23 protein-coding genes are annotated in these 21151 nt (G+C 71.0%); 12 read left to right on the forward strand and 11 right to left on the reverse strand.

Annotated elements, in window-relative coordinates; genetic code table 11:
* Positions 1 to 140: 140 nt before the first annotated feature.
* The 3 genes from ACFWWU_RS03745 to ACFWWU_RS03755 are packed head-to-tail and all read left to right on the forward strand — an operon-like array spanning position 141 to position 3559.
* Positions 141 to 1163, forward strand: a complete 1023-nt coding sequence (locus ACFWWU_RS03745) for a carbohydrate ABC transporter permease (RefSeq protein WP_384138459.1) — start codon at positions 141 to 143, stop codon at positions 1161 to 1163.
* Positions 1160 to 2026 (forward strand): carbohydrate ABC transporter permease, encoded by an 867-nt coding sequence (locus ACFWWU_RS03750; protein ID WP_384138462.1) that lies wholly within the window; start codon positions 1160 to 1162, stop codon positions 2024 to 2026. The genes ACFWWU_RS03745 and ACFWWU_RS03750 overlap by 4 nt, the downstream gene beginning before the upstream one ends.
* A 9-nt stretch (positions 2027 to 2035) precedes the next feature.
* On the forward strand, positions 2036 to 3559 hold the full coding sequence (locus ACFWWU_RS03755; RefSeq protein ID WP_384138465.1) for a glycoside hydrolase family 3 protein: 1524 nt from the start codon (positions 2036 to 2038) through the stop codon (positions 3557 to 3559).
* A gap of 95 nt (positions 3560 to 3654) precedes the next feature.
* On the opposite strand, the gene nagB is transcribed toward ACFWWU_RS03755, so the two are convergent.
* Together nagB and ACFWWU_RS03765 are read right to left on the reverse strand one after the other, a co-directional pair.
* Positions 3655 to 4440, reverse strand: a complete 786-nt coding sequence (nagB, locus tag ACFWWU_RS03760) for a glucosamine-6-phosphate deaminase (RefSeq protein ID WP_384138468.1) — start codon at positions 4438 to 4440, stop codon at positions 3655 to 3657.
* Between the two features lie 194 nt (positions 4441 to 4634).
* Positions 4635 to 5396, reverse strand: coding sequence for an SDR family oxidoreductase (locus ACFWWU_RS03765; RefSeq protein ID WP_384138471.1), 762 nt, complete (start codon positions 5394 to 5396; stop codon positions 4635 to 4637).
* 84 nt (positions 5397 to 5480) lie between these two features.
* On the opposite strand from ACFWWU_RS03765, the gene ACFWWU_RS03770 reads away from it, so the two are divergent.
* Together ACFWWU_RS03770 and ACFWWU_RS03775 are read left to right on the forward strand one after the other, a co-directional pair.
* Positions 5481 to 6146, forward strand: coding sequence for a TetR/AcrR family transcriptional regulator (locus tag ACFWWU_RS03770; RefSeq protein ID WP_384138473.1), 666 nt, complete (start codon positions 5481 to 5483; stop codon positions 6144 to 6146).
* Positions 6147 to 6438: 292 nt separating this feature from the next.
* Positions 6439 to 7905: a sensor histidine kinase gene (locus ACFWWU_RS03775; RefSeq protein WP_384138477.1), complete on the forward strand. Its 1467-nt coding sequence runs from the start codon at positions 6439 to 6441 to the stop codon at positions 7903 to 7905.
* Between the two features lie 161 nt (positions 7906 to 8066).
* On the opposite strand, the gene ACFWWU_RS03780 is transcribed toward ACFWWU_RS03775, so the two are convergent.
* Positions 8067 to 8324, reverse strand: a complete 258-nt coding sequence (locus tag ACFWWU_RS03780) for a WhiB family transcriptional regulator (RefSeq protein ID WP_004937597.1) — start codon at positions 8322 to 8324, stop codon at positions 8067 to 8069.
* 316 nt (positions 8325 to 8640) lie between these two features.
* A complete protein-coding gene (locus ACFWWU_RS03785; protein WP_356683484.1) occupies positions 8641 to 9609 on the reverse strand; it encodes a diacylglycerol kinase family protein in 969 nt (322 codons plus the stop codon).
* A gap of 122 nt (positions 9610 to 9731) precedes the next feature.
* Between ACFWWU_RS03785 and ACFWWU_RS03790 the strand changes: the two genes are divergently transcribed.
* Complete coding sequence (locus ACFWWU_RS03790; protein ID WP_384138481.1) at positions 9732 to 10154, forward strand: hypothetical protein; 423 nt, start codon at positions 9732 to 9734, stop codon at positions 10152 to 10154.
* An 11-nt stretch (positions 10155 to 10165) separates the two neighbouring features.
* Here ACFWWU_RS03790 and ACFWWU_RS03795 read toward each other — a convergent pair whose 3' ends face one another.
* The 3 genes from ACFWWU_RS03795 to ACFWWU_RS03805 all read right to left on the reverse strand — a co-directional run bounded on the left by ACFWWU_RS03795 (position 10166) and on the right by ACFWWU_RS03805 (position 12254).
* On the reverse strand, positions 10166 to 11290 hold the full coding sequence (locus tag ACFWWU_RS03795) for an RNA polymerase sigma factor SigF (RefSeq protein ID WP_384138484.1): 1125 nt from the start codon (positions 11288 to 11290) through the stop codon (positions 10166 to 10168).
* Entirely contained in the window at positions 11287 to 11700 is a 414-nt protein-coding gene (locus tag ACFWWU_RS03800) for an anti-sigma regulatory factor (RefSeq protein ID WP_024761155.1), read from the reverse strand. The genes ACFWWU_RS03795 and ACFWWU_RS03800 overlap by 4 nt, the downstream gene beginning before the upstream one ends.
* A gap of 293 nt (positions 11701 to 11993) precedes the next feature.
* Positions 11994 to 12254, reverse strand: coding sequence for a UBP-type zinc finger domain-containing protein (locus ACFWWU_RS03805; protein ID WP_384138487.1), 261 nt, complete (start codon positions 12252 to 12254; stop codon positions 11994 to 11996).
* A 40-nt stretch (positions 12255 to 12294) separates the two neighbouring features.
* Here ACFWWU_RS03805 and ACFWWU_RS03810 point away from each other — a divergent pair, with 40 nt between their 5' ends.
* On the forward strand, positions 12295 to 13893 hold the full coding sequence (locus tag ACFWWU_RS03810; RefSeq protein WP_384138490.1) for a Na+/H+ antiporter: 1599 nt from the start codon (positions 12295 to 12297) through the stop codon (positions 13891 to 13893).
* On the opposite strand, the gene ACFWWU_RS03815 is transcribed toward ACFWWU_RS03810, so the two are convergent.
* Both ACFWWU_RS03815 and ACFWWU_RS03820 read right to left on the reverse strand, forming a co-directional pair.
* A complete protein-coding gene (locus tag ACFWWU_RS03815; protein ID WP_384138493.1) occupies positions 13890 to 14798 on the reverse strand; it encodes a 1-aminocyclopropane-1-carboxylate deaminase/D-cysteine desulfhydrase in 909 nt (302 codons plus the stop codon). The genes ACFWWU_RS03810 and ACFWWU_RS03815 overlap by 4 nt on opposite strands.
* 43 nt (positions 14799 to 14841) lie before the next feature.
* Positions 14842 to 15432, reverse strand: coding sequence for an N-acetylmuramoyl-L-alanine amidase (locus tag ACFWWU_RS03820; RefSeq protein WP_384138496.1), 591 nt, complete (start codon positions 15430 to 15432; stop codon positions 14842 to 14844).
* 254 nt (positions 15433 to 15686) lie between these two features.
* On the opposite strand from ACFWWU_RS03820, the gene ACFWWU_RS03825 reads away from it, so the two are divergent.
* Together ACFWWU_RS03825 and ACFWWU_RS03830 are read left to right on the forward strand one after the other, a co-directional pair.
* Entirely contained in the window at positions 15687 to 17099 is a 1413-nt protein-coding gene (locus ACFWWU_RS03825) for a family 2B encapsulin nanocompartment shell protein (protein WP_384138499.1), read from the forward strand.
* A gap of 94 nt (positions 17100 to 17193) precedes the next feature.
* Positions 17194 to 18237: a family 2 encapsulin nanocompartment cargo protein polyprenyl transferase gene (locus ACFWWU_RS03830; protein ID WP_384138502.1), complete on the forward strand. Its 1044-nt coding sequence runs from the start codon at positions 17194 to 17196 to the stop codon at positions 18235 to 18237.
* Positions 18238 to 18261: 24 nt separating this feature from the next.
* Here the strand turns inward: ACFWWU_RS03830 and ACFWWU_RS03835 are convergent, their stop codons facing one another.
* A complete protein-coding gene (locus ACFWWU_RS03835; RefSeq protein ID WP_384138505.1) occupies positions 18262 to 18837 on the reverse strand; it encodes a TetR/AcrR family transcriptional regulator in 576 nt (191 codons plus the stop codon).
* A 110-nt stretch (positions 18838 to 18947) separates the two neighbouring features.
* On the opposite strand from ACFWWU_RS03835, the gene ACFWWU_RS03840 reads away from it, so the two are divergent.
* The 3 genes from ACFWWU_RS03840 to ACFWWU_RS03850 are packed head-to-tail and all read left to right on the forward strand — an operon-like array spanning position 18948 to position 20309.
* Positions 18948 to 19529, forward strand: a complete 582-nt coding sequence (locus ACFWWU_RS03840; RefSeq protein ID WP_384139547.1) for a dihydrofolate reductase family protein — start codon at positions 18948 to 18950, stop codon at positions 19527 to 19529.
* A 42-nt stretch (positions 19530 to 19571) separates the two neighbouring features.
* Positions 19572 to 19847, forward strand: a complete 276-nt coding sequence (locus ACFWWU_RS03845) for a hypothetical protein (RefSeq protein ID WP_384138507.1) — start codon at positions 19572 to 19574, stop codon at positions 19845 to 19847.
* Between the two features lie 42 nt (positions 19848 to 19889).
* Entirely contained in the window at positions 19890 to 20309 is a 420-nt protein-coding gene (locus ACFWWU_RS03850; protein ID WP_384138510.1) for a DUF6304 family protein, read from the forward strand.
* Between the two features lie 92 nt (positions 20310 to 20401).
* Here ACFWWU_RS03850 and snpA read toward each other — a convergent pair whose 3' ends face one another.
* Positions 20402 to 21055: a snapalysin gene (snpA, locus tag ACFWWU_RS03855; RefSeq protein WP_384138513.1), complete on the reverse strand. Its 654-nt coding sequence runs from the start codon at positions 21053 to 21055 to the stop codon at positions 20402 to 20404.
* Positions 21056 to 21151: the final 96 nt, after the last annotated feature.

Consider the following 21151-nt stretch of genomic DNA (forward strand, 5'->3'; position numbering starts at 1 on the left):
GGCCGGTGTCGCACCGGCCGCACCACCGGCGCTTGCAGTGACGCTTTGCAGTGACGCATCGCATGCAGTGATCAGCGGCCCGCTCCCCCGGGCCGCGCCCCGGTGGGCGCGGGAGCCCCAGAACCGCGAGGAATAAGACCATGACCGTGGACTCCCAGAGGACGGCCGGCGCCGCTCCTCAGGACGCGCCCGGGAGGGCGGCAGGGAAGTCTCAGACTCCGCCACCCCCTTCCGGCTCGAAGGAAGTCCTTCAGCCCTCGCGCGGCAGACGCTCGCTGCCGAGTGGGCTGCTGCCCTATCTGCTCGTCACGCCGGCCCTGCTGTCCATGGCCGTGCTCCTGCTCTACCCGCTGATCCGCAACGTGATCCTCTCTTTCCAGGAGCTCAACCGGAAAGAGTTCATCACCCGTGAGACGGTCTGGACCGGCTTCGACAACTACACGGACCTGCTGAGCGACTCGCAGTTCTGGACGGTCGTCGTCCGAAGCGTGGTCTTCACCGCCGTCAACGTCGCCCTGATCATGGCCATCGGTACGGGCATCGGCCTGCTGCTGAACCGCCTCGGCAAGAAGATGCGACTGGTCCTCTCGCTGGCCCTGATGCTCGCCTGGGCCATGCCGATCATCGCCTCCGTCACCGTCTTCCGCTGGCTCTTCGACGAGCAGTTCGGTGTCGCCAACTGGCTCATGCGCACGCTCGGTTTCTCGGGCTACGAGCAGCACAACTGGTTCGAGACGGGCTTCTCCACGCTCGTCATCATCCTGATCCTGCTCGTCTGGGGCTCCGTCCCCTTCGTCGCCCTCAACATGTACGCCGCCCTGACCACCGTCGGGTCGGAGCTGTACGAGGCCGCCAAGATGGACGGCGCGAGCGGCTGGCGCACCTTCTGGGCCGTGGTCTTCCCGAACCTCAAGTCCTTCTTCATGATCACGACGTTCCTGGAGATCATCTGGATCTTCAAGGCGTTCGCGCAGGTCTACGCCATGAACCAGGGCGGCCCCGACCGAGGCTCCGAGACCCTCCCGGTCTTCGCCTACATCGAGGGCGTCGGCCAGTTCCACTACGGTGTCGCCGCCGCCATCTCCGTCCTGACGATCGTGATGCTCATCGCGATCATGTCCTTCTACTTCCGCCTGATCCTGAAGCAGGAGGAGGAGCTGTGAGCGCCACCACCCAGACTCCGCAGAAGCTGCGCACCAGGAAGCCGCTCACGGTCGGCGTGGTCGCCAAGAACCTCACCGCCCTCGTCCTCGCCGTGGTGTTCGTCTTCCCCGTCTACTGGATGTTCTCGTCCTCGCTGAAGCCGCAGCACGAGATCATGACGAAGGACCCCGTCTTCGTCTTCTCGCCGACGTTCGAGAACTACACGACCGCGACCGGTGTCGACCTCTTCTGGACGTACGTCCAGAACAGCCTCGTCGTCACCCTCGGCGCCGTGCTGCTCGCCCTCCTCGTGGCCCTGGCCGCGAGCTTCGCGATCGCTCGCATGAAGTTCAAGGGGCGCAAGGGCATCGTCCTGATCGTGATGCTCGCGCAGATGGCCCCCTGGGAGGTCATGGTCATCGCGATGTACCTGATCTCCCGTGAGAACGACATGCTGAACAGCATCCCGATGCTCACGCTCATCTACTTCGTGATGGTCCTCCCCTTCACCATCTGGACCCTGCGCGGCTTCATCGCCGCCGTCCCGGTCGAGCTGGAGGAGGCCGCGCAGATCGACGGCTGCACTCGCGGTCAGGCCTTCCGCAAGGTGATCTTCCCGCTCCTCGCTCCCGGCCTCATGTCGACCTCGCTCTTCGGTTTCATCACCGCCTGGAACGAGTTCGCCATGGTCCTCATGCTGAACAAGGACAAGGAGTCGCAGACCCTGACGCGCTGGCTGACCGAATTCCAGACCGCGTTCGGCAGCGACTGGGGCGCCACCATGGCCGCCTCCACGCTCTTCGCCCTCCCCGTGCTCATCGTGTTCCTCTTCCTCCAGCGCAAGGCCGTCGGCGGCATGACCGCCGGCGCGGTGAAGGGATAACGGCGTCTCATGACCACTCTCGTACACGGCACGTCCACCCTGACCAGGGACGCGCTCACGGTTCTCCAGCCCGGTTTCGTCGGCACCACCGCCCCTGACTGGCTGCGCCGTCACATCGGCGAGGGCCTGTCCTCCGTCGGCCTCTTCGGCCGGAACATCGTCAGCCCCGAGCAGCTCGCCGCGCTCACCGCGCAGTTGCGCGCGGAACGGGACGACGTCCTCGTCGCCATCGACGAGGAGGGCGGGGACGTCACCCGCCTGGAGGTCAAGCAGGGCTCCTCCTTCCCCGGCAGCTACGCGCTGGGCAGCGTCGACGACGTCGAGCTCACTCGGGCCGTGGCCCGCGAGCTCGGCCGCCGGCTCGCCCAGTGCGGCGTCGACCTCAACTGGGCGCCCTCGGCGGACGTCAACTCCAACGCCGAGAACCCGGTCATCGGCGTCCGGTCCTTCGGGCCGGACCCGGACCTGGTCGCCCGGCACACCGTGGCGTACGTCGACGGCCTCCAGGGCGTCGGGGTCGCGGCCTGCACCAAGCACTTCCCGGGACACGGCGACACCAACGTCGACTCGCACGACGCGCTGCCCCGGATCGATGTGGACCTCGCCACACTGCACGCCCGTGAGCTGGTACCTTTCCGCGCCGCCATCGCCGCGGGTACCAAAGCGGTCATGAGCGCGCATATTCTTCTCTCCGCGCTCGACCCGCACCGTCCGGCCACCCTGAGCCCGCAGATCCTCACCGGTCTGCTGCGCCAGGAGCTGGGCTTCGAGGGGCTGATCGTCACCGACGGCATGGAGATGCAGGCCGTCGCGGCGACGTACGGCATCGAGCGCGGATCCGTCCTCGCGATCGCCGCGGGCGCCGACGCCATCTGCGTCGGCGGCGGGCTGTGCGACGAGGACACCGTACTGCGGCTGCGCGACGCGCTGGTCGACGCGGTACGGACCGGTGAACTGCCCGAGGAGCGGCTGGCCGACGCCGCGGCGCGCGTGCGCGCCCTGGCGGCCTGGACCCAGTCCCACCGGGCCAGGGGGGCTGAATCGGTGCCGGGCGCGGCAGTGCAGGAGGGGATCGCGCCCGGCGCCGAGATCGGACTGGTCGCGGCCCGTCGGGCCCTGAAGGTGACCCGGGGGGAGCGGCCGTACACCCCGGTGAGCAGCGCTCCCTACGTGGCCTCCTTCACCCCCGTCGCGAACTTCGCGGTCGGCGACGAGACGCCCTGGGGCATCGCGGCGGAGCTGGAGCGCCTGCTGCCCGGCACGGAGACCGGCTCGTACGACGAGGCCTCGGTGGAACCGATCCTCGCCGCCGCGGGGGAGCGCCGGATCGTCGCGGTCGTCCGTGACGCCCACCGCCACCCGTGGATGACCGAGGCCCTGGACGGTCTCCTCGCGGCCCGCCCCGACACCGTCGTGGTCGAGATGGGCCTCAACGAGGCGGAGCCCCGCGGGGCCCTGCACATCGCCACGCACGGCGCGGCCCGCGTCTGCGGCCGCGCGGCCGCCGAGGCCGTGGTCGGCACCGGCACCTGAGCGCCGCCACCGACACCCGTAGCGACGCCCGCACGGGAAGGGGCCCGGCACCTGAACCAGGTGCCGGGCCCCTTCGTCGTCTTCCGCGGACGCCGTCAGATGCCCTGCCAGGCGGGCTTGTCGGCGAAGGTGTGGCGGAAGTAGTCCGCGAGCTTCAGCTTGGAGGCCGCGGCCTCGTCCACGACGACCGTGGCGTGCGGGTGCAGTTGGAGCGCGGAGGCCGGCACGAGCGCGGCCACCGGGCCCTCGACGGTCTGCGCCACGGCCTCGGCCTTGCCCTCGCCGGTGGCGAGCAGCACCAGGTGACGGGCCTCCAGGATGGTGCCGATGCCCTGGGTGATGACGTGGTGCGGCACCTGCTCGATGTCGTTGTCGAAGAAGCGGGCGTTGTCCACGCGGGTCTGCTGGGTGAGCGTCTTGATCCGGGTGCGCGAGGCGAGCGAGGAGCACGGCTCGTTGAAGCCGATGTGCCCGTCGGTGCCGATGCCCAGGATCTGCAGGTCGACACCGCCGGCCTCGGCCAGCGCCCTGTCGTACGCCTCGCAGGCCGCCTGGACGTCCTCGGCGGAGCCGTCGGGGCCCATGAAGGCGTCGTGGGAGAGCCCGAGGGGCTCGACGACCTGGCGGAGCACGGTGGAGCGGTACGACTCGGGGTGCCCGGACGGCAGCCCGACGTACTCGTCCAGCTGCGCGATCCGGGCGCGGGAGGCGTCCACGGAACCGGCCGCGACCTGGGCGGTCAGGGCGTCGTAGATGGGGATCGGAGTCGAACCCGTGGCCACGCCGAGCAGCGCGTCGGGCTTGCGGCGCAGGAGGCCGGCGATGCCGTCCGCGATGAGCTCGCCGCCCGCCTTGGCGTCCTTGACGATGACAACTTCCACGCTGTGCCTGCCGATCTGGTGGAGGGGCTGGGGAGGGGCCGTGTGGTATAGACCAATCAAAGCCAAATCTAGCAGAGGGGAGGCCGTCTCCTCATGCCGTTCCGACGTACGGACGGCACCGTCACCATCGTGTGCCGCGCCTGTCCCACCAGCCACTCGAACCCGCCCTGGTCGGCGCCCTCCACGCGCCCGGCTCAGGCCAGCGAGCCACCCGTGGCGTCGATCCAGTGGCCCGTCACCCAGCGCGCGTCCTCGGAGGCCAGGAAGGCCACCACGTCCGCTATCTCCGCCGGGGTGCCGACCCCGCCGAGCGCCGACATCGCCGCCGCCCCGGCCCAGGCCTGGTCGTCGCCCCGCAGCCAGCCCGCGTTGATGTCCGTGTCCACGACCCCCGGCGCCACCGCGTTGACCGTGATCCGCCGCGGCCCGAGGACCTTCGACAGGTCCCGGGTGAACACGTCGAGCGCTGCCTTCGACATCGAGTACGCGATCAGGTCCGGCATGAGCGCCGCCTTGGTCAGACCGGTCGAGACGTTGATGATCCGGCCGCCGTCCCGGAGTCGCTCGGCGCCCAGCTGCGCGAGGTAGAACGGCGCCTTCGTGTTGATGGCGAAGACGCGGTCGTACTCCTCCTCGTCGAGCGTCGCGAACGGCTTCGACGCCGCGACCCCCGCGTTGTTCACCAGGATGTCCAGGCCGCCGTCGCCGCCGACCGCCGCGTCGAACGCTGTCCACAAGGCCGCCGCGTCCCCCGGCACCCCGAGCTCCTGGCCGATCGCGAAGGCCTCGCCGCCGGCCGCCTCGATCGCCGCGACCGTCTCCTTCGCCGCCGTCTCGTTGCTCCCGTAGTGCACCGCGACCCGGGCGCCCTCCCGGCCGAGCCGCTCCGCGATCCCGCGCCCGATGCCCCGGCTGCCGCCCGTGACCAGTGCCGTCTTCCCTGCGAGCACGCCCATGGCGACGCCCCCCTCGTTTGTGTAGTGGTCGTTACGAAAAGACCGTACCCCACTTTTCCTAGCGCGCGCTATAGAATTCACTCCATGGTGACGAGACAGCGCGGCCGCCCCCGCTCCTTCGACCGGCTCACAGCCCTGGAGCAGGCCACGATGGCCTTCTGGGAGCACGGCTACGAGACGACCTCCGTCTCCGACCTCACCCGCGCCATGGGCATCAGCGCACCCAGCCTCTACGCGGCCTTCGGCGACAAGCGGACGCTCTTCGAGGAGGTCGTCGAGGCGTACGCGGGGTCGTACGGCGCGTACGGCGGTCGTGCCTTCGCCGAGGAGCCGACGGCCCGCGGCGCCGTCGGGCGCGTCCTGCGGGAGGCGGCGGAGCTCTTCACGGAGTCAGGCCATCCGCGCGGCTGTCTGATGATCTCCGCGGCGATCAACTGCTCGACCCCCGAGGTCGAGGAGGCCCTGCGGGCGCGCCGCGAGGCCAATCTGACCTCCTTCGAGGCCCGGATCCGCCGGGGCGTCGAGGCGGGGGAGCTGTCATCCGGCACCGACGCCCGCGCGCTCGCCCGCTTCAGCGGTGCCGTGCTCCAGGGGATGTCCCAGCAGGCCCGCGACGGGGCGACGCGGGAGGACCTCGCGGCGGTGGCGGAGTGGGCGATGCAGGCCTGGCCTGCGGAAACGACGTCGGAAGCGGTCCCGGGAACAGCCCGGGAAACGGCCCCGGAAACACCCGCGGGCTACGGCGCCTGACGGGACCCTCAGCCCGTCCGGCACCGCAGCCCGGAGTTGCTCGGCCGGGGGTGTGCGGTCCCTCGGCCGTGTGGGAGGTCTCGACGCAGTCAGGGCAGAGAGCGTCGGGTACCTCGTTCCATCCTCCTGTGCGGGGAGGATGGAGGCTTGTAGCGCCATTGTGGACTAGACCATTCTTGTCTGTCCATCCACACGAGCGCGGTCCTTCCCGGCCCATCCTCCAACACGGACGCCCGGAGATCCAGGTTCACCGCCCCTGCAATTCCGCAGGTACCCTCGCACCGTGCCCTCCATGAACGACCTCGTGCGCCAGCACACAGCCCTGAGCGACTCCGACCTCGAGTGGCTCCACCTGCTGGTGTCGGAGTGGCAGCTGCTCTCCGACCTCTCCTTCGCCGACCTCGTCCTGTGGGTTCCGACCCTCGACGGCACGCGATACGTCTCCGTCGCCCAGATGCGGCCCAACACCGGCCCCACCTCCTACCAGGACGACATGGTCGGCCACCTGGTGCCGCGCGGCCGCCGCCCCCTGCTCGACGCCGCCCTCGACGAGGGCCGCATCGTCCGCGAGGGCGACCCCGAGTGGCGCGAGGAGGTCCCGGTGCGGGTCGAGTCCATCCCCGTACGCCGCGAGGGCCGGGTCCTCGGCGTCATCGCCCGCAACACCAACCTGCTCACGGTCCGCACGCCCTCCCGGCTGGAGCTCACCTACCTCCAGTCGGCCTCCGACCTCGCCCAGATGATCGCCGCCGGAACGTTTCCCTTCCCCGGCGAGCAGGTCGACATGGACTCCTCGCCCCGGGCGGGCGACGGTCTGGTCCGCCTGGACGCGGAAGGCGTCGTCCAGTACGCCTCGCCCAACGCCCTCTCCGCCTACCACCGGCTCGGCCTCTCCGCCGACCTCGTCGGCCAGCACCTCGGCCAGATCACGGCCGAGTTCGCCCCCTCCCGCGGCCCCGTGGACGAGGCCCTGGTCAAGGTCGCCTCGGGCTACGCGCCGCGCGAGTTCGAGGTCGAGGGCAACGGCGGGGTGATCCAGCTGCGGGCGATCCCGCTCAGCCCCAAGGGCACCAGGATCGGTTCGCTCGTCCTGCTCCGCGACGTCACCGAACTCCGGCGCCGCGAGCGCGAGTTGATCACCAAGGACGCGACCATCCGGGAGATCCACCACCGGGTGAAGAACAACCTCCAGACCGTGGCCGCCCTGTTGCGTCTCCAGGCCCGCCGGATGGACTCCGACCGCGGCCGCGAGGCGCTCAACGAGGCCGTGCGGCGCGTCGGTTCGATCGCGATCGTCCATGAGACGCTGTCTCAGAACCTGGACGAACGCGTCGAGTTCGACGAGATCGCCGACCGGGTGATCGCGATGGTCGCCGAGATCTCCCCGGGCAAGGTCACCTGCCGGCGCAACGGCCGCTTCGGCATTCTCGACGCCGAGGTCGCGACCCCGCTCTCCATGGTGCTCACGGAGATCCTCCAGAACGCCCTTGAACACGCCTTCTCCCAGGGCGAGCAGGGCACCGTCGAGGTCACCGCCGTCCGCGGCGAGCCCCGCGTCGACGCCCGGCTCCTGATCACGGTCCAGGACGACGGCCGCGGTCTGCCCGAGGGCTTCGACCCGCAGCGGGCCGGAAATCTCGGCCTCCAGATCGTACGGACGCTGGTGGAAGGGGAGTTGGGCGGAACGTTCGACATGGTCCCCGGCGCCGAGCGCGGCACGAAGGTGATCCTCGACATCCCCGTACTGGCGCAGAAGTAAGCGGAAGTCGGTAGCAGCAAGGCGAACACAGCAGCGAGCCCCGGACCGAGGAGATCGGTCCGGGGCTCGAATGCTGTGGGTTACTGCTGCGCGCTGCGACTCGAGAGCGGTGATTGCATACGCGATGTATGCGCCGCTGGCCTCAGGCTTTCGGCGGGGTGTCAGGCGGTGGCGTTACGCGCCCGGTTGCGAGCGGCACGGCGCTTCATCGCGCGGCGCTCGTCCTCGCTGAGGCCACCCCAGACGCCGGAGTCCTGGCCGGACTCGAGCGCCCACTGCAGGCACTGCTCCATGACGGGGCAGCGGCGGCAGACGGCCTTGGCTTCCTCGATCTGCAGCAGCGCAGGACCGGTGTTGCCGATGGGGAAGAACAGCTCGGGGTCTTCCTCACGACAAACGGCGTTGTGACGCCAGTCCATGGCTGCTACCTCTCTTGGTGTGACATGCGGTTGCTTGTGAATGTGAACGCTTTCACGAATCCCCCCGCAAGGGAAGGGCCGACTGCCAGATGAACTGGTGTGGTCCTAAGACTGAGGAGGGGTTCTGGCTCTCAGTGGAGGCCGGTGTTGCGGGCCGTCCCGATCGCCAAGAAGAGACTCCCAAACCCCAGCAACGGATACAACCCCTTCCGGAAAGTTTTTTTTGATTCCTCGGTGTCGGCTAGGTCACAGCCGTACTTCTAAGGGGTGGATGCGCGCCTAAACGTTCGAGTGAAAGGACTTTCGGCCCTTCCACTCACACAATCACACGCAGTGCACGGCGTACGCCTGTGAACGTCACGCTCGTACGCAGTCCCAGGTGGTCACCGTCCATCTGGAGGGGGAGGGGGACCTTGGAATGCAAGGTGAAGTCGGTCAGGTCGTGCAGAGTCACGGCGTGCTTGCCGCGGGGACCCCGCTCCGGCGTGGAGGTGAGCAGCTGAGTGGCGTACCGGGCCACCGCCGGGGTGGAGAGACGGCTCAGTCCGAGCACGTCGAGAGCGGTCTCGAAGGACGCCTCCGGGGACGCGTACACCGGACGATTGCCCAGGTAGGTCCAGGGGGAGGTGTTGCAGATTATGGAGAGGACGAGGTCCTCGACCGGCTCGGCGCCGGGGCGCTCCAGGGTGATCGTCCCGTGCCGCCGGTTCGGTTCCTCCAGGAACTGGCGGAACACCTGGCGCAGATAGAGGGCGTGCGTGGATCTCTTCCCGCGCTCCCTCTGCTGTTCGACCCGGCCGATGACGCTCGCGTCGAATCCGAGGCCGGCGCAGAAGGTGAACCAGCGCGAAGGCACCGCTTCGTCCTCGGTGCCCGGCGTCCCGGCCGCGAGCCCGAGGCTCACTGTGCGTGCCCGCCGCTCACGCAGGGCGTCGAGCAGGGCTCCGGTCGCCTCCACGGCGTCGTTCGGCAGTCCGAGCGCGCGGGCGAAGACATTGGTCGAGCCGCCGGGGACGACCGCGAGACCCGGCAGCCGGTCCGGATCGGGCCCGCCGTGCAGCAGTCCGTTGACGACCTCGTTGACCGTGCCGTCGCCGCCGAGGGCCACGACCAGATCGATGTTGCCCGAGTCGGCGGCGCGCCGTCCCAGGTCGCGCGCGTGGCCGCGGTACTCGGTGGTGACCGCCTCCAGCTTCATCTCGCTCGCCAGCGCGTGGATGAGCACGTCGCGGGTGCGGGCACTGGTGGTGGTGGCTGCCGGGTTGACCACGAGAAGTGCGCGCATGAGCGCCAGGGTACCTACCCGGCGGTACCTATCCCAGCCCAGGCCACCCGTCGGACACCCAGCACGGTCCGGTCCACCCCGGCCCGCCCGGCCCGGCGGGCGCCCCGGTTACCCTGCCCTCTATGAGCAGCAGTACGGAGCAGACCTCCCGCCCCACCCGCCTCGCCGCCGCGGCGGCCGTGGCCGGCATCGAGGCCCTCGGGCTCCTGGCCGGCGGCGTGTACATGCTGGTGAAATCCCTCACGGACGGGACGGGCGACCTCACCGGCGCCCTGACCGGCGCGGTGACGCTTGTCGCACTCGGCCTGATCCCGCTCGCCGCCGCACGCGGCCTCTGGCTGTGCCGCGCATGGAGCCGGGGCCCCGCCGTCATCACCCAGATCCTGGCCCTGCCGGTCGCCTGGCAGCTGCTCCAGGCGAACAGCGTGATGATCCCGGCCGGCATCGCCCTCGGCGCCCTCGCCGTCACCGGGCTCGTCCTCCTGGTGCATCCGGCCACGACCGAGGCGCTCGGCATCCGGCGCCCCGGTCAGGACGCTCTGTAGAGCCTTCGGCCCTACTCCTCCACCAAAAGCTTCTCCCGAAGCGACGCCAGGGTCCGAGCCAGCAGCCGAGACACGTGCATCTGCGAGATGCCGACCTCCTGCGCGATCTGCGACTGGGTCATGTTCCCGAAGAAACGCAGCAGCAGGATCCGCTTCTCCCGCGGCGGCAGACCCTCCAGGAGCGGCTTGAGCGACTCGCGGTACTCGACCCCCTCCAGGGCCTCGTCCTCCGCACCCAGGGTGTCCGCCACGGCCGGCGACTCGTCGTCCGTGTCCGGGACGTCCAGGGAGAGCGTCGAGTAGGCGTTCGCCGACTCCAGCCCCTCCAGGACCTCCTCCTCCGAGATCCCGAGCCGCTCCGCCAGCTCGTGCACCGTCGGGGAACGGCCGTGCTGCTGGGAGAGCTCCGCCGTCGCCGTGGTCAGCGAGAGCCGCAGCTCCTGAAGGCGGCGCGGCACGCGGACCGCCCACCCCTTGTCACGGAAGTGGCGCTTGATCTCGCCGACGACCGTCGGGGTCGCGTACGTCGAGAACTCGACCCCGCGCTCCGGGTCGAACCGGTCCACCGACTTGATCAGGCCGATCGTCGCCACCTGCGTCAGGTCGTCCAGCGGCTCGCCGCGGTTGCGGAAGCGCCGGGCCAGGTGCTCCACCAGCGGCAGGTGCATCCGGACCAGCCGGTTGCGCAGCTCCGCCTTCTCCGGGGAACCCTCCGGCAGCCCGCGCAGCTCGACGAAGAGGGCGCGGGCGCCGCTCCGGTCGTTCGGGGCGGGGACGGTGGGGGTCGCCGGGACCTCGTCGCCCTGCTCCGCCCCGGCGACCTTGGCCTCTCCGGCGACCTTGGCTTCCTCGGAGGCCTTGCCTTCCGCGGTGGCGTCGGCCTCTTCGGCGGCCTTGGCCTCTTCGGCGCTCGGCATGCCCGAAGAATCCCCGGCGACCTCGGAGACCCCGGCGACCTCGGAGACTTCGGAGGTCCCGGAGGTCCCGGAGGTCGTCGAGGCCTCCGGGAGGCCGGGCGTCTCGGGAACCTGGTGGTGCTGCTCGTGCTCGCTCATCTGGTCCGCCTGCTCCGTAGCGACCTCATGCGGCCGCGCCTGCTGCTCAGGGATGCCGGCCGTCGCGTCCCCGCTCCTCACGCCGGGCCTGGCCCCGCGCCGCGCTGTTTGTACAGGCTGATCGAGACCGTACGGTCGTCGGCCACCGACGACTCCACCTTCCCGGCCAGTGCCGACAGCACCGTCCAGGCGAAGGTGTCCCGCTCCGGCGCCCGGCCGTCGGTCGTCGGGGCGGAGACCGTCACGTCCAGCGAGTCGTCGACCAGCCGGAAGACACAGCTGAGGACGGACCCCGGCACGGCCTGCTGGAGCAGGATCGCGCAGGCCTCGTCGACGGCGATCCGCAAGTCCTCGATCTCGTCGAGGGTGAAGTCCAAGCGCGCCGCGAGGCCGGCCGTAGCCGTACGCAGCACGGACAGATAGGCACCCGCAGCGGGCAGCCGGACTTCCACGAAGTCCTGGGTCCCGGGCTCGCCTGTGATCTGGGACACCCTCACCTCCAAGGTGGCACAAGCTCATTCGGGGTCCGGGGGGAGAGGCCCCGAACCGGGCGGTGCGCAGGGGGCTGCGCAGTCCGCCGTGACGCTATCGCGATACGTCCCGCCGTGTCGCCGTCAGCCCCCCGGGCCCCCGCTCACGCTCGTCACCCATGGTAGGCCCATGGATGCGGACGGTGGGTAGAGGCCTGCGGGGGGCGAAATCGAGCGAACGGCGGAGGGATGACGTACCCAACCGGGAAGCCGTCGAACCGTCGGAAGGGCCGCCGTACCGAGCGACCCGGCCGTCAGACGATCGAACCGTCCACGAAGCACCAGCGCCAGGCCTCGCCCGGCTCGAAGGTCCGCATCACCGGATGCCCCGTGGTGGAGAAGTGCCCCGTAGCGTGCCGCCCCGCCGACGAGTCGCAGCAGCCGACGTGCCCGCAGCTCAGACAGAGCCGCAGCTGGACCGGGTGCGTCCCGTCCGCCAGGCACTCCGGGCAGGTGTCGGCCAGCGGCGCCGGTTCGGGGCGCGGCATTTCGGCAACGTGCGGGCACTCGCTCATGATGGCCAGATTACGTTGCGCGACAAAGACGGGGACGGGCATGGACGCACTACAGCTGGTGGCACTGGTGGCGGCGAGCGCCGCGATCGCGGGGCTCGCGCGCAGGACCCCGGTGCCGGCCCCGCTGCTCCTGGTCGCCGCCGGTCTCGCCGCCTCGTACGTACCGGGAGTCCCGGACTACACGCTCGACCCGCACATCGTGCTGCCGCTGATCCTGCCCCCGCTCCTCTACACGGCGGCCGTCGACTCCTCCTACCTCGACCTGCGGGCCAACATCCGGCCCGTCGCCCTGCTCTCCGTCGGTTACGTCCTCTTCGCGACCGTGGCCGTCGGCTGGCTCGCGTACGTCCTCGTCCCCGACCTGCCGCTGACCGCCGCGCTCGTGCTCGGCGCGGTGGTCGCCCCGCCGGACGCGGTCGCCGCCACCGCCATCGCCCGCAAGCTCGGTCTGCCCCACCGGATCACCACGATCCTCCAGGGCGAGTCCCTGGTGAACGACGCCACCGCCATCACCGCCTACAAGGTCGCCCTCGCGGCGGCGGTCGGCGCGGGCATCGGCTGGGCGGGCGGCATCGGCGAGTTCGCGCTCGCGGCCCTCGGCGGGATCGGCGTCGGCCTGGTCCTCATGGTCCCCATCCACTGGCTGCGGCGCTGCCTCGGCGACTCCCTGCTCCAGAACACCCTCTCCCTCCTCATCCCCTTCGTCGCCTACGCGGCCGCCGAGGAGGTCGGCGCCTCCGGCGTCCTCGCCGTCGTCGTGGTCGGCCTCTTCCTCGGCCACCGCGCCTGGCAGGTCGACTTCGCGACCCGGCTCCAGGAGGAGGCCGTCTGGAAGATGGTCGCCTTCGTCCTGGAGTCCGCCGTCTTCGCCCTGATCGGGCTCCAACTGCCGTACGTCGTCCAGGGCCTCGGCCAGTACGGCATCGGGGAGGCGGTCTGGTACGCGGTCGGGGTCTTCGTGGCCGTCGTCGCCGTCCGGTTCGTCTGGGTCTACCCGGCGACCTTCCTGCCCCGCCGGCTTTCCGCGCGCGTACGCGAACGCGAGCCGGGAGTGGACTGGAAGGCCCCGCTCGTCGTCGGCTGGGCCGGCATGCGCGGAGTGGTCTCCCTCGCCATCGCCTTCTCCATCCCCGTCGCCACGGACGGCGTGGAGTTCCCGGCCCGCAACCTCGTCCTCTTCCTCACCTTCACCACCGTCATCGGCACGCTGGTGGTGCAGGGCCTCACCCTGCCCCCGCTCATCCGGTTCCTGAAGCTCCCAGGACGCGACCGGTACGCCGAGACCCTCGCCGAGGCGCAGGCCCAGAGCGAGGCCTCCCGGGCCGCCGAGGAACGCCTCGACGCCCTCCTCGCCGACGAGCACAACGCCCTCCCGAAGCCCCTGGCCGACCGGCTCCGCACGGTTCTGGAACGGCGCCGGAACTCCGTGTGGGAGCGGCTCGGGGCGGTCAACGAAACCACCGGGGAGACAGCGGACGACACGTACCGGCGGCTCTCCCGCGAGATGATCGAAGCCGAGCGCGAGGTCTTCGTGCGGCTGCGCGACGCGCGCCGGATCGACGACGAGATGATGCGTACGCTGCTCCGCCGCCTCGACCTGGAGGAGGCCGCCGCGCACCGCGAGGAGGCGGTGGACTAGTCCCCCGGAAGGGGCTCCGGGGCGCCCGTCACCACCGCCGAGATCCGGGTACCCGCCGGGAACGCGCCCTCCTCCGCGAGGGTGACGAGGCCGAACAGCATTTTGGCGACATACAGCCGCTCGATGGCGAGTCCGTGCCGCGCCTCGAAGTCCCGTGCGAACGCCTCGAGTGCCGGGCCGGTACGGGCGTAACCGCCGCAGTGGAACCGCTCGTCGAGGGCCCAGTCGCCGCGCGGGCCGCCGAACGCCGCCTCCTGGAGGGCGCGGACCTCCGCGCCCAGGAAGCCGCCCTTGAGGACCGGAACGCCCAGTGCCCTCTGCCCCGGCGCGAGGCCGGCCGCGAGGCCCGCGAGGGTGCCGCCCGTGCCGCAGGCGACGGCGACCACGTCCGCCGCCCCGGCGAGCTCGCGGCCGAGCTCCACGCACCCCCGCACGGCGAGCGCGTTGCTGCCGCCCTCCGGGACCACGTACGTCCCCGCGGGGGCCCGCTCCAAGAGCGCGGCGAGCCTGGCGGGTTCGCTCTTCGCGCGGTACGTGGCCCGGTCGACGAACTCCAGCCGCATCCCGTCCGCCGCGCACCGCGCGAGGGACGGGTTGAGCGGGCGCCCGGCAAGCTCGTCGCCGCGGACGACGCCGATCGTGGGGAAGCCGAGGAGCCGCCCGGCGGCGGCCGTGGCGCGCAGGTGGTTCGAGTACGCGCCGCCGAAGGTGAGCACGGGCCGACCGTCCGCCGCGCGGAGGTTGAGCGCGAGCTTGCGCCACTTGTTGCCCGGCAGGTCGGGGTGGATGAGGTCGTCGCGCTTGAGCAGCAGCGTGAGACCGCGCCGGGCGAAGCGCTCGTCCTCCACCGGCTCCAGGGGCGAGGGGAGCCGGGGCCGCAGACGGGAGAGGTCGAAGGCGTTCACCCGGTCATTGTCCGGCAGCGCGAACGGGCCGCGCCGGCGGCGGTCAGCGCAGCAGGTCGGCGACCCGTTCGCGCATCGAGGCCATCGTGAACCCGCGCGGGTCCACCTTCCCCGGCTGCCACTCCCGGTGCCCGATGACCGAGCGCTGGGTCCAGCCGTGCACCCGGCACACGGCGGCCGCCGCCTTCGCGATGGCCGCCAGCTGGACCTTCGGCCACGGGTCCTCGCCGTCGCCGAGGTTCTCGCACTCGAAGCCGTAGAAGTGCCGGTTGCCGTCCGTCGTGGCCTCGTCGTCCGGCGGCAGCCCCTGCTCGGCGACGACCGCCCTGAGGACCTCGTCGTCGCCGAGGCCCGCGTGGTTGGCGCGGCCGTAGCCGACGAGGTGGACCGTGCCGTCCTTGGCGATCACGCCGTGGCAGAGCGGCCCCGGCAGACCCTCGTAACCGTCCTTGCAGATGCGGACGGTGCTCGCGGTGCCCTTGGTCACGGTGTGGTGGATCATCACACCGTGCACGGGGCCCCAGGGGCCCTTGTGGTTGCGGTTGTGGGTGGACCAGTCGCCGACCTGGACGACCGCGAGGCCCTCGTCGCGCAGCGCGTCGAGGAACCTGCTCGCGGACATGGGTGAGGCCATGACCGACTCCCTTCGGGGGAACGGGGTGAGCTTCCGGAGTACCGGAGTCAGCCACTCCGCGGCCATCCGTTCGGGTGCTGTGCGAGCCGATCCGGACACGGTGGCGTGGGGCGCGTGGTGCGCCGCTGTTCGGGGGGAAATCGCGTGACATGCCCCGAAGATCGTCGAACAGTCCCACCCGAATGTGTAATGGCGCCGACACGCTCCGTGCTGAAAGGCTTCTCTCGCAACTCACGTATACGAGAGGGAGTTCCATGTCCGTTGGTTCGGTTGGCGACGAGGTCCGTACGGACCAGGCACCGCAGCAGAGTCTCGGTACCGCCGCCGCGCGGAACCTCGCCACGACCACCAAGTCCGCGCCGCAGATGCAGGAGATCACCTCTCGGTGGCTCCTGCGGATGATGCCGTGGGTGCAGGTGCAGGGCGGTACGTACCGGGTGAACCGCAGGCTCAGCTACTCCGTGGGTGACGGCCGGGTCACCTTCGTCCAGACGGGGCAGCGCGTCGCGGTCATCCCCGCCGAGCTCGGAGAGCTTCCGGCCCTGCGCGGATACGAGGACGAGGACGCCCTGACCGAGCTCGCGTCCCGCTGCTCGCAGCGGGAGTACGCGGCGGGCGAGATCATCGCGACCGCCGGCGCCGCCACCGACCGCGTGTACCTCCTCGCGCACGGCCGGATCGAGCAGATCGGCGAGGGGCCCTACGGGGACGAGGCCGTCCTCGGCGTCCTCGCCGACGGCGCCTACCTCGGCGAGTCCGCACTGATCCGCGACGACGCCGTCTGGGGCTGGACCGCCCGGGCCGCCACCGCCTGTACGGTCCTGGAACTCACCCGCGACGACGTGCGGAACCTCGCGGACCGGGTCGACTCGCTCGCCGCGCACCTCGCGGGCGTGGCCGCCCTGCCCGACCAGCGCACCAACAACTACGGCGAGGCCGCCATCGACCTCTCCGCCGGTCACGTCGGCGAGGCGGTCGTCCCGCACACGTACGTCGACTACGACGCCTCGCCCCGCGAGTACGAGCTGAGCGTCGCCCAGACCGTGCTGAAGGTCCACAGCCGCGTCGCCGACCTCTACAACCAGCCGATGAACCAGACCGAGCAGCAGTTGCGGCTGACGGTCGAGGCGCTCCGCGAGCGCCAGGAGCACGAGCTCATCAACAACAAGGAGTTCGGTCTCCTCTCCAACTGCGACTACGGGCAGCGGATCCAGCCCCACGACGGCTCTCCCAGCCCCGACGACATGGACGAGCTGCTCTCCCGCCGCCGGGGCTCGAAGCTCTTCCTCGCCCACCCGCGCGCCATCGCCGCCTTCGGCCGCGAGCTCAACAAGCGCGGCCTCGTGCCGGAGACGATCGACGTCAACGGCAACCGCATTCCGACCTGGCGCGGCGTGCCGATCTACCCGTGCAACAAGATCCCGGTCTCGGACGCGCGGACCACCTCGATCATCTGCATGCGTACGGGCGAGGCCGACCAGGGCGTGATCGGTCTGCACCAGACCGGCCTCCCCGACGAGATCGAGCCCAGCCTCTCCGTCCGCTTCATGGGCATCGACGAGCAGGCGATCATCTCCTACCTCGTCACGGCCTACTACTCGGCGGCCATCCTCGTCCCGGACGCGCTCGGCGTCCTGGAGAACGTCGAGGTCAGTCGCTGGCACTGAGCCGGCGGTGCCCGGGGGCGGGACCCGAACCTCCCGCCCCCGGGCGTCTCCCCGCGCTCGCGCCGCGAAGGACACGAAGGAAGTGACCGTGATCATGACCAGCACGGATGCCGTCACCGACGGTCAGGGGGCCGTGATGCTCCTGGACCAGACACGGACCGCCGTCCATCCCCAACTCCGCTCCACCGTCGAGTCCCTGCCGGGCTCCATACGCCGGGTGGCGATGTACCACTTCGGCTGGGAGCACGCCGACGGCACCCCGGCCGCCGGACAGGCGGGCAAGGCGATCCGGCCGGCCCTGGTCCTCGCGGCGGCCCGCGCCCTCGGAGCCGAGTCGGCCCAGGCCGTGAAGGCGGCCGCGGCGGTCGAGCTCGCGCACAACTTCACCCTGCTCCACGACGACATCGTGGACCAGGACCCGACCCGACGACACCGGCCCACCGCCTGGACCGTCTTCGGCATCCCGGACGCCCTCATCGCCGGTGACGCGATGAGCGCACTCGCCCTGCGGATGCTCGCCGAGGACCCGCACCCCGCGTCGCCGGCCGCCTCCGCGCGCCTCGCCGCCTGCATCATCGAGCTCTGCGCCGGCCAGCAGGCGGACTGCGCCTTCGAGCAGCGCGCGCCGCACGAGGTCTCGCTCGACGAGTGCCTGGCCATGGCCACCGCCAAGACCGGGGCCCTGCTCGGCGCTTCCTGCGCCATCGGCGCCCTCTACGCGGGCGCGGGCGAGGAGGAGGTCGCGGCGATGGACTCCTTCGGCCGCGAGGCCGGACTCGCGTTCCAGCTGATCGACGACCTCATCGGCATCTGGGGCGACCCGGACCGGACGGGCAAGCCGGCCGGCGCCGACCTCGTCGCCCACAAGAAGTCGCTGCCCGTGGTGGCGGCGCTCGCCTCGGGGACCCCGGCGGGGGACGAACTGGCCGAGCTCTACTCCCGTCCGACCCTCGACATGGCGGCGGTACGGGCCGCGGCGGACGCGGTCGAGCGGGCCGGCGGCCGGGACTGGGCACAGGCCCAGGCGGCCGAGCGCATGGGCCGCGCCATCGAGTTCCTGGCGCAGGCGGTCCCGGACCTGGCGGCGGCGGGAGACCTGCTCGCCCTCGCGGAGTTCGTCACCCGGCGTACGCGCTGACGGGATCGGAGAGCGGGGTCGAGGTCAGGCGTCCGGGACGATCCGGTCGACCACGGTCTCGACGAGGTCGTCCAGGTCCCGTTCGGCATGGAGGCCGGGCACGGTGAAGTGGTCGAGGAGCAGCCCGGTGAGGGCGAAGTAGAGCACCCGGACCGTGTCCGCGTCCCCGGGCATCCCCGATTCGACGTGCAGCCGGATGTTGAAGGCGAGGTCGTCCCGGAGCACCTGGGTGAACCGGCTCTGGAGCTCGGGCCGGCGCACGGCCTCCAGGCGCAGCTCGAAGAGGCCCAGGTAGCAGGTGCGCTCGGCGGTCATGCGCCGGGCGAGCCAGCGCATCAGCTCGACGACGAGGGCGCGGCTGGGCTTCGCGAGCAGCGCGGTGTCGATGGCGCCGGGCTCGGGCGTCAGCCGGACGAAGATCCGGTCGGCGACCTCGGAGAGCAACCGGTCCCGGTCGCTGAAGTAGTTGGACGAGGTGCCCGTGGGGACCCCCGCCCGGGCGTCGACGGCCCGGAAGGTCAGCCCGCGGGCACCTTCGTCGGCCAGGGCCTCGATCGCGGCGTCGAGCAGTGCCGTACGGCGTTCCGGGTTCCTCGCCACTTCCGGCTCCCTTCTTTCGAGAATGGGGCTTGCGTAACCACTACAGGTGAAGCACTATAGCCGTCGTGGTTGCGACTGCAGTCCACTCCCCGAAGACGAAGAGGACCGGTTTGCGCAAGCTCACCTACTACATCGCCTGCACCATCGACGGCTTCATCGGTGACCCCGAGGGCGATGCCACGTCCATGTTCCAGTTCCTGGACGCGCCGTACCTGCAGTTCATGAACGCCGAGTACCCGGAGACGATCCCGACGCAGGCTCGGGAGCCGCTCGGGATCGACGGCCCCAACCGGTGCTTCGACACCGTCATCCAGGGGCTCGGGTCGTACCAGCTGGCTCTGGACATCAACGTCACCAGCCCGTACAGCCACCTGCGCGAGTTCGTCGCCACCCGGTCGCTGGCCGAGTCGCCCGACCCCAACGTCGAGCTGATCGCCGACGACCTCGTCGGACGCGTCCGCGAGCTCAAGGCCGAGGACAGCCCCCTGGGCATCTGGCTCTGCGGCGGCTCCACCATCGCGGGCGAGCTCATCGAGGAGATCGACGAGCTGGTCATCAAGACGTACCCGCAGGTCTACGGCTCCGGCATGCCGATGTTCGGCGCCGGCTTCGAGCCCCGCGACTTCGTGCTGGGCGACGTGCGCACCTTCGACAACGGCGTGCTCCTCCGCACGTACACCAGGAAGCGGTAGCGGCGGAGAGCGGGCCCGTGCGAGGCGTCCTACCCTGGAACCATGGGTGACGAAGCGCCTCGCACGACGCGGGACCCGCTGGCCGAGAGCGGGTGCCCGGCCTGCGGTCGACCGCGCGCCAAGCTGGCCACCCGGCACAAGGTCCTCGGGGCCTGGGTGCCGGAGTGGGAAGTGCAGCCCTGTCGCAACCCGGACTGCCCGCGGTGCGAGGGCGCGGAGGCGGGTGCCGAGGGAGGTCCGGGCGCGGGCGCGGAAGCCACGAGCACGCAGGTGACCGGCAAGAACGGCGAGAACGGGAGAAGTCCGGCCACCGGGTGACCGGCCGCGCGCCGGAGCCGGTCATACCGCTACAGTCCGCGCATGTCATCGGAGTCGACAGAAGTCTGGACCGGCTGGTACCGGGACCGCAGCGGCGCGGAAGCGATCGTCATCACGGCCACCGGGCGGCACGTGGCCACCCGGATCAGGGGGGTCGAGTACACGGGCGCGACCTTCGCCGCGCTCAGCGCCGCCGAGAGCGGCGGACAGGCCCTCGGCGGCTGCGTCCTGGAGTGGGACCTGCCGCTCCCCGTCGTCATGGACGGCGTGGCCCAGCAGGCCACTCTGAGCTGTCTGCTGACGCTCGGCGAGCGCTCGGACCTCAGCCTGACGCTCCACTACGGTGGCGCCGCCTTCGAATCGTGCGTCGCCGGGGGTGACTTCGACGGGGCGCTCGACCGGGTCCGGCGCCAGCTCCCGCCCGGCGCCGACTTCGGCCGCCGTCTTCTGCGGGCGGCCTGACACCCGGGTCCCGAACCCCACCCGAACGCCGGACGGCGGCGCCCCTCACGGGCGCCGCCGTCCTCTTCGTCCGGTGCGGACGCTTTCCGGGGTCAGGAAACCTTGAACGCGGAAGCGAGCCCGTAACGCCACAACTGGTCGACGCGGGAGCGCTCCTGGGCGTTCGGCTGGGCGTTCTGGCAGGACGTGCCGGGACCGCCGCCCGACATCAGCTCGCTGCACGGCCCGCTGTAGTGGTCCGGCAGGCCGAGGACGTGCCCGGTCTCGTGGGCGGTCACCCGGGTGGAGTTGTACTGCTGGTTCTGCCGGTAGTCGAGGAAGATGTAGCCGCTGCCGTGGCCGTCGGTGCTCGCGTACGAGCCGCGGGAGTCGTTCCCCTCGTAGTAGCGGAAGTCGGGGTTGCTGCCCTCGACGAGCCGGACGTTCACCACCGAGCTGTTCCATATCTGGGTGGAGCGGGCGATCTGGGTGCGGAAGCTCGGCGCGTTGGACGCGCTGTAGACGACGGTGACGGCGGCCGCGCCCGGGTTGGCGGCCCGCTTCTTCGCCACCGACTTCACGACGGCGTCGAAGAACGCCTTGTTGGCCTTGGCCTCCTCGGCCGAACCGGCGTACGCCACGGCTGCGGCGCCGGCGGGGGGAACGGCGTCCGGAGCGGCCGCCGCCGGAGCCGTACCGAGCGAGGCGGCGAGACCGAGGCCGAGGGCGGCGGTCAGTACGGTGTTGAGGACCTTGGGGTGACGCATGGGGGGCTCCTCCTGTAGGGGGTCGGAGCGAGTCTCGGGGAAGCCGGGGAGCGTGGGGATGATGTCAACTGCCGATAGCCCGCCCGCATCACCCTG

Origin of the sequence: Streptomyces sp. NPDC058650 (assembly GCF_042717315.1) — a bacterium.
Lineage (GTDB): Bacteria > Actinomycetota > Actinomycetes > Streptomycetales > Streptomycetaceae > Streptomyces.

Bases quoted from the DNA above. Each gene is read 5' to 3' on its own strand.
- ACFWWU_RS03745 (WP_384138459.1), top strand. From the start codon at position 141: ATGACCGTGGACTCCCAGAGGACGGCCGGCGCCGCTCCTCAGGACGCG.
- ACFWWU_RS03755 (WP_384138465.1), top strand. From the start codon at position 2,036: ATGACCACTCTCGTACACGGCACGTCCACCCTGACCAGGGACGCGCTC.
- ACFWWU_RS03765 (WP_384138471.1), bottom strand. From the start codon at position 5,396: ATGGGCGTGCTCGCAGGGAAGACGGCACTGGTCACGGGCGGCAGCCGG.
- ACFWWU_RS03770 (WP_384138473.1), top strand. From the start codon at position 5,481: ATGGTGACGAGACAGCGCGGCCGCCCCCGCTCCTTCGACCGGCTCACA.
- ACFWWU_RS03775 (WP_384138477.1), top strand. From the start codon at position 6,439: ATGAACGACCTCGTGCGCCAGCACACAGCCCTGAGCGACTCCGACCTC.
- ACFWWU_RS03780 (WP_004937597.1), bottom strand. From the start codon at position 8,324: ATGGACTGGCGTCACAACGCCGTTTGTCGTGAGGAAGACCCCGAGCTG.
- ACFWWU_RS03785 (WP_356683484.1), bottom strand. From the start codon at position 9,609: ATGCGCGCACTTCTCGTGGTCAACCCGGCAGCCACCACCACCAGTGCC.
- ACFWWU_RS03790 (WP_384138481.1), top strand. From the start codon at position 9,732: ATGAGCAGCAGTACGGAGCAGACCTCCCGCCCCACCCGCCTCGCCGCC.
- ACFWWU_RS03805 (WP_384138487.1), bottom strand. From the start codon at position 12,254: ATGAGCGAGTGCCCGCACGTTGCCGAAATGCCGCGCCCCGAACCGGCG.
- ACFWWU_RS03810 (WP_384138490.1), top strand. From the start codon at position 12,295: ATGGACGCACTACAGCTGGTGGCACTGGTGGCGGCGAGCGCCGCGATC.
- ACFWWU_RS03820 (WP_384138496.1), bottom strand. From the start codon at position 15,432: ATGGCCTCACCCATGTCCGCGAGCAGGTTCCTCGACGCGCTGCGCGAC.
- ACFWWU_RS03825 (WP_384138499.1), top strand. From the start codon at position 15,687: ATGTCCGTTGGTTCGGTTGGCGACGAGGTCCGTACGGACCAGGCACCG.
- ACFWWU_RS03830 (WP_384138502.1), top strand. From the start codon at position 17,194: ATGACCAGCACGGATGCCGTCACCGACGGTCAGGGGGCCGTGATGCTC.
- ACFWWU_RS03845 (WP_384138507.1), top strand. From the start codon at position 19,572: ATGGGTGACGAAGCGCCTCGCACGACGCGGGACCCGCTGGCCGAGAGC.
- ACFWWU_RS03850 (WP_384138510.1), top strand. From the start codon at position 19,890: ATGTCATCGGAGTCGACAGAAGTCTGGACCGGCTGGTACCGGGACCGC.
- snpA (WP_384138513.1), bottom strand. From the start codon at position 21,055: ATGCGTCACCCCAAGGTCCTCAACACCGTACTGACCGCCGCCCTCGGC.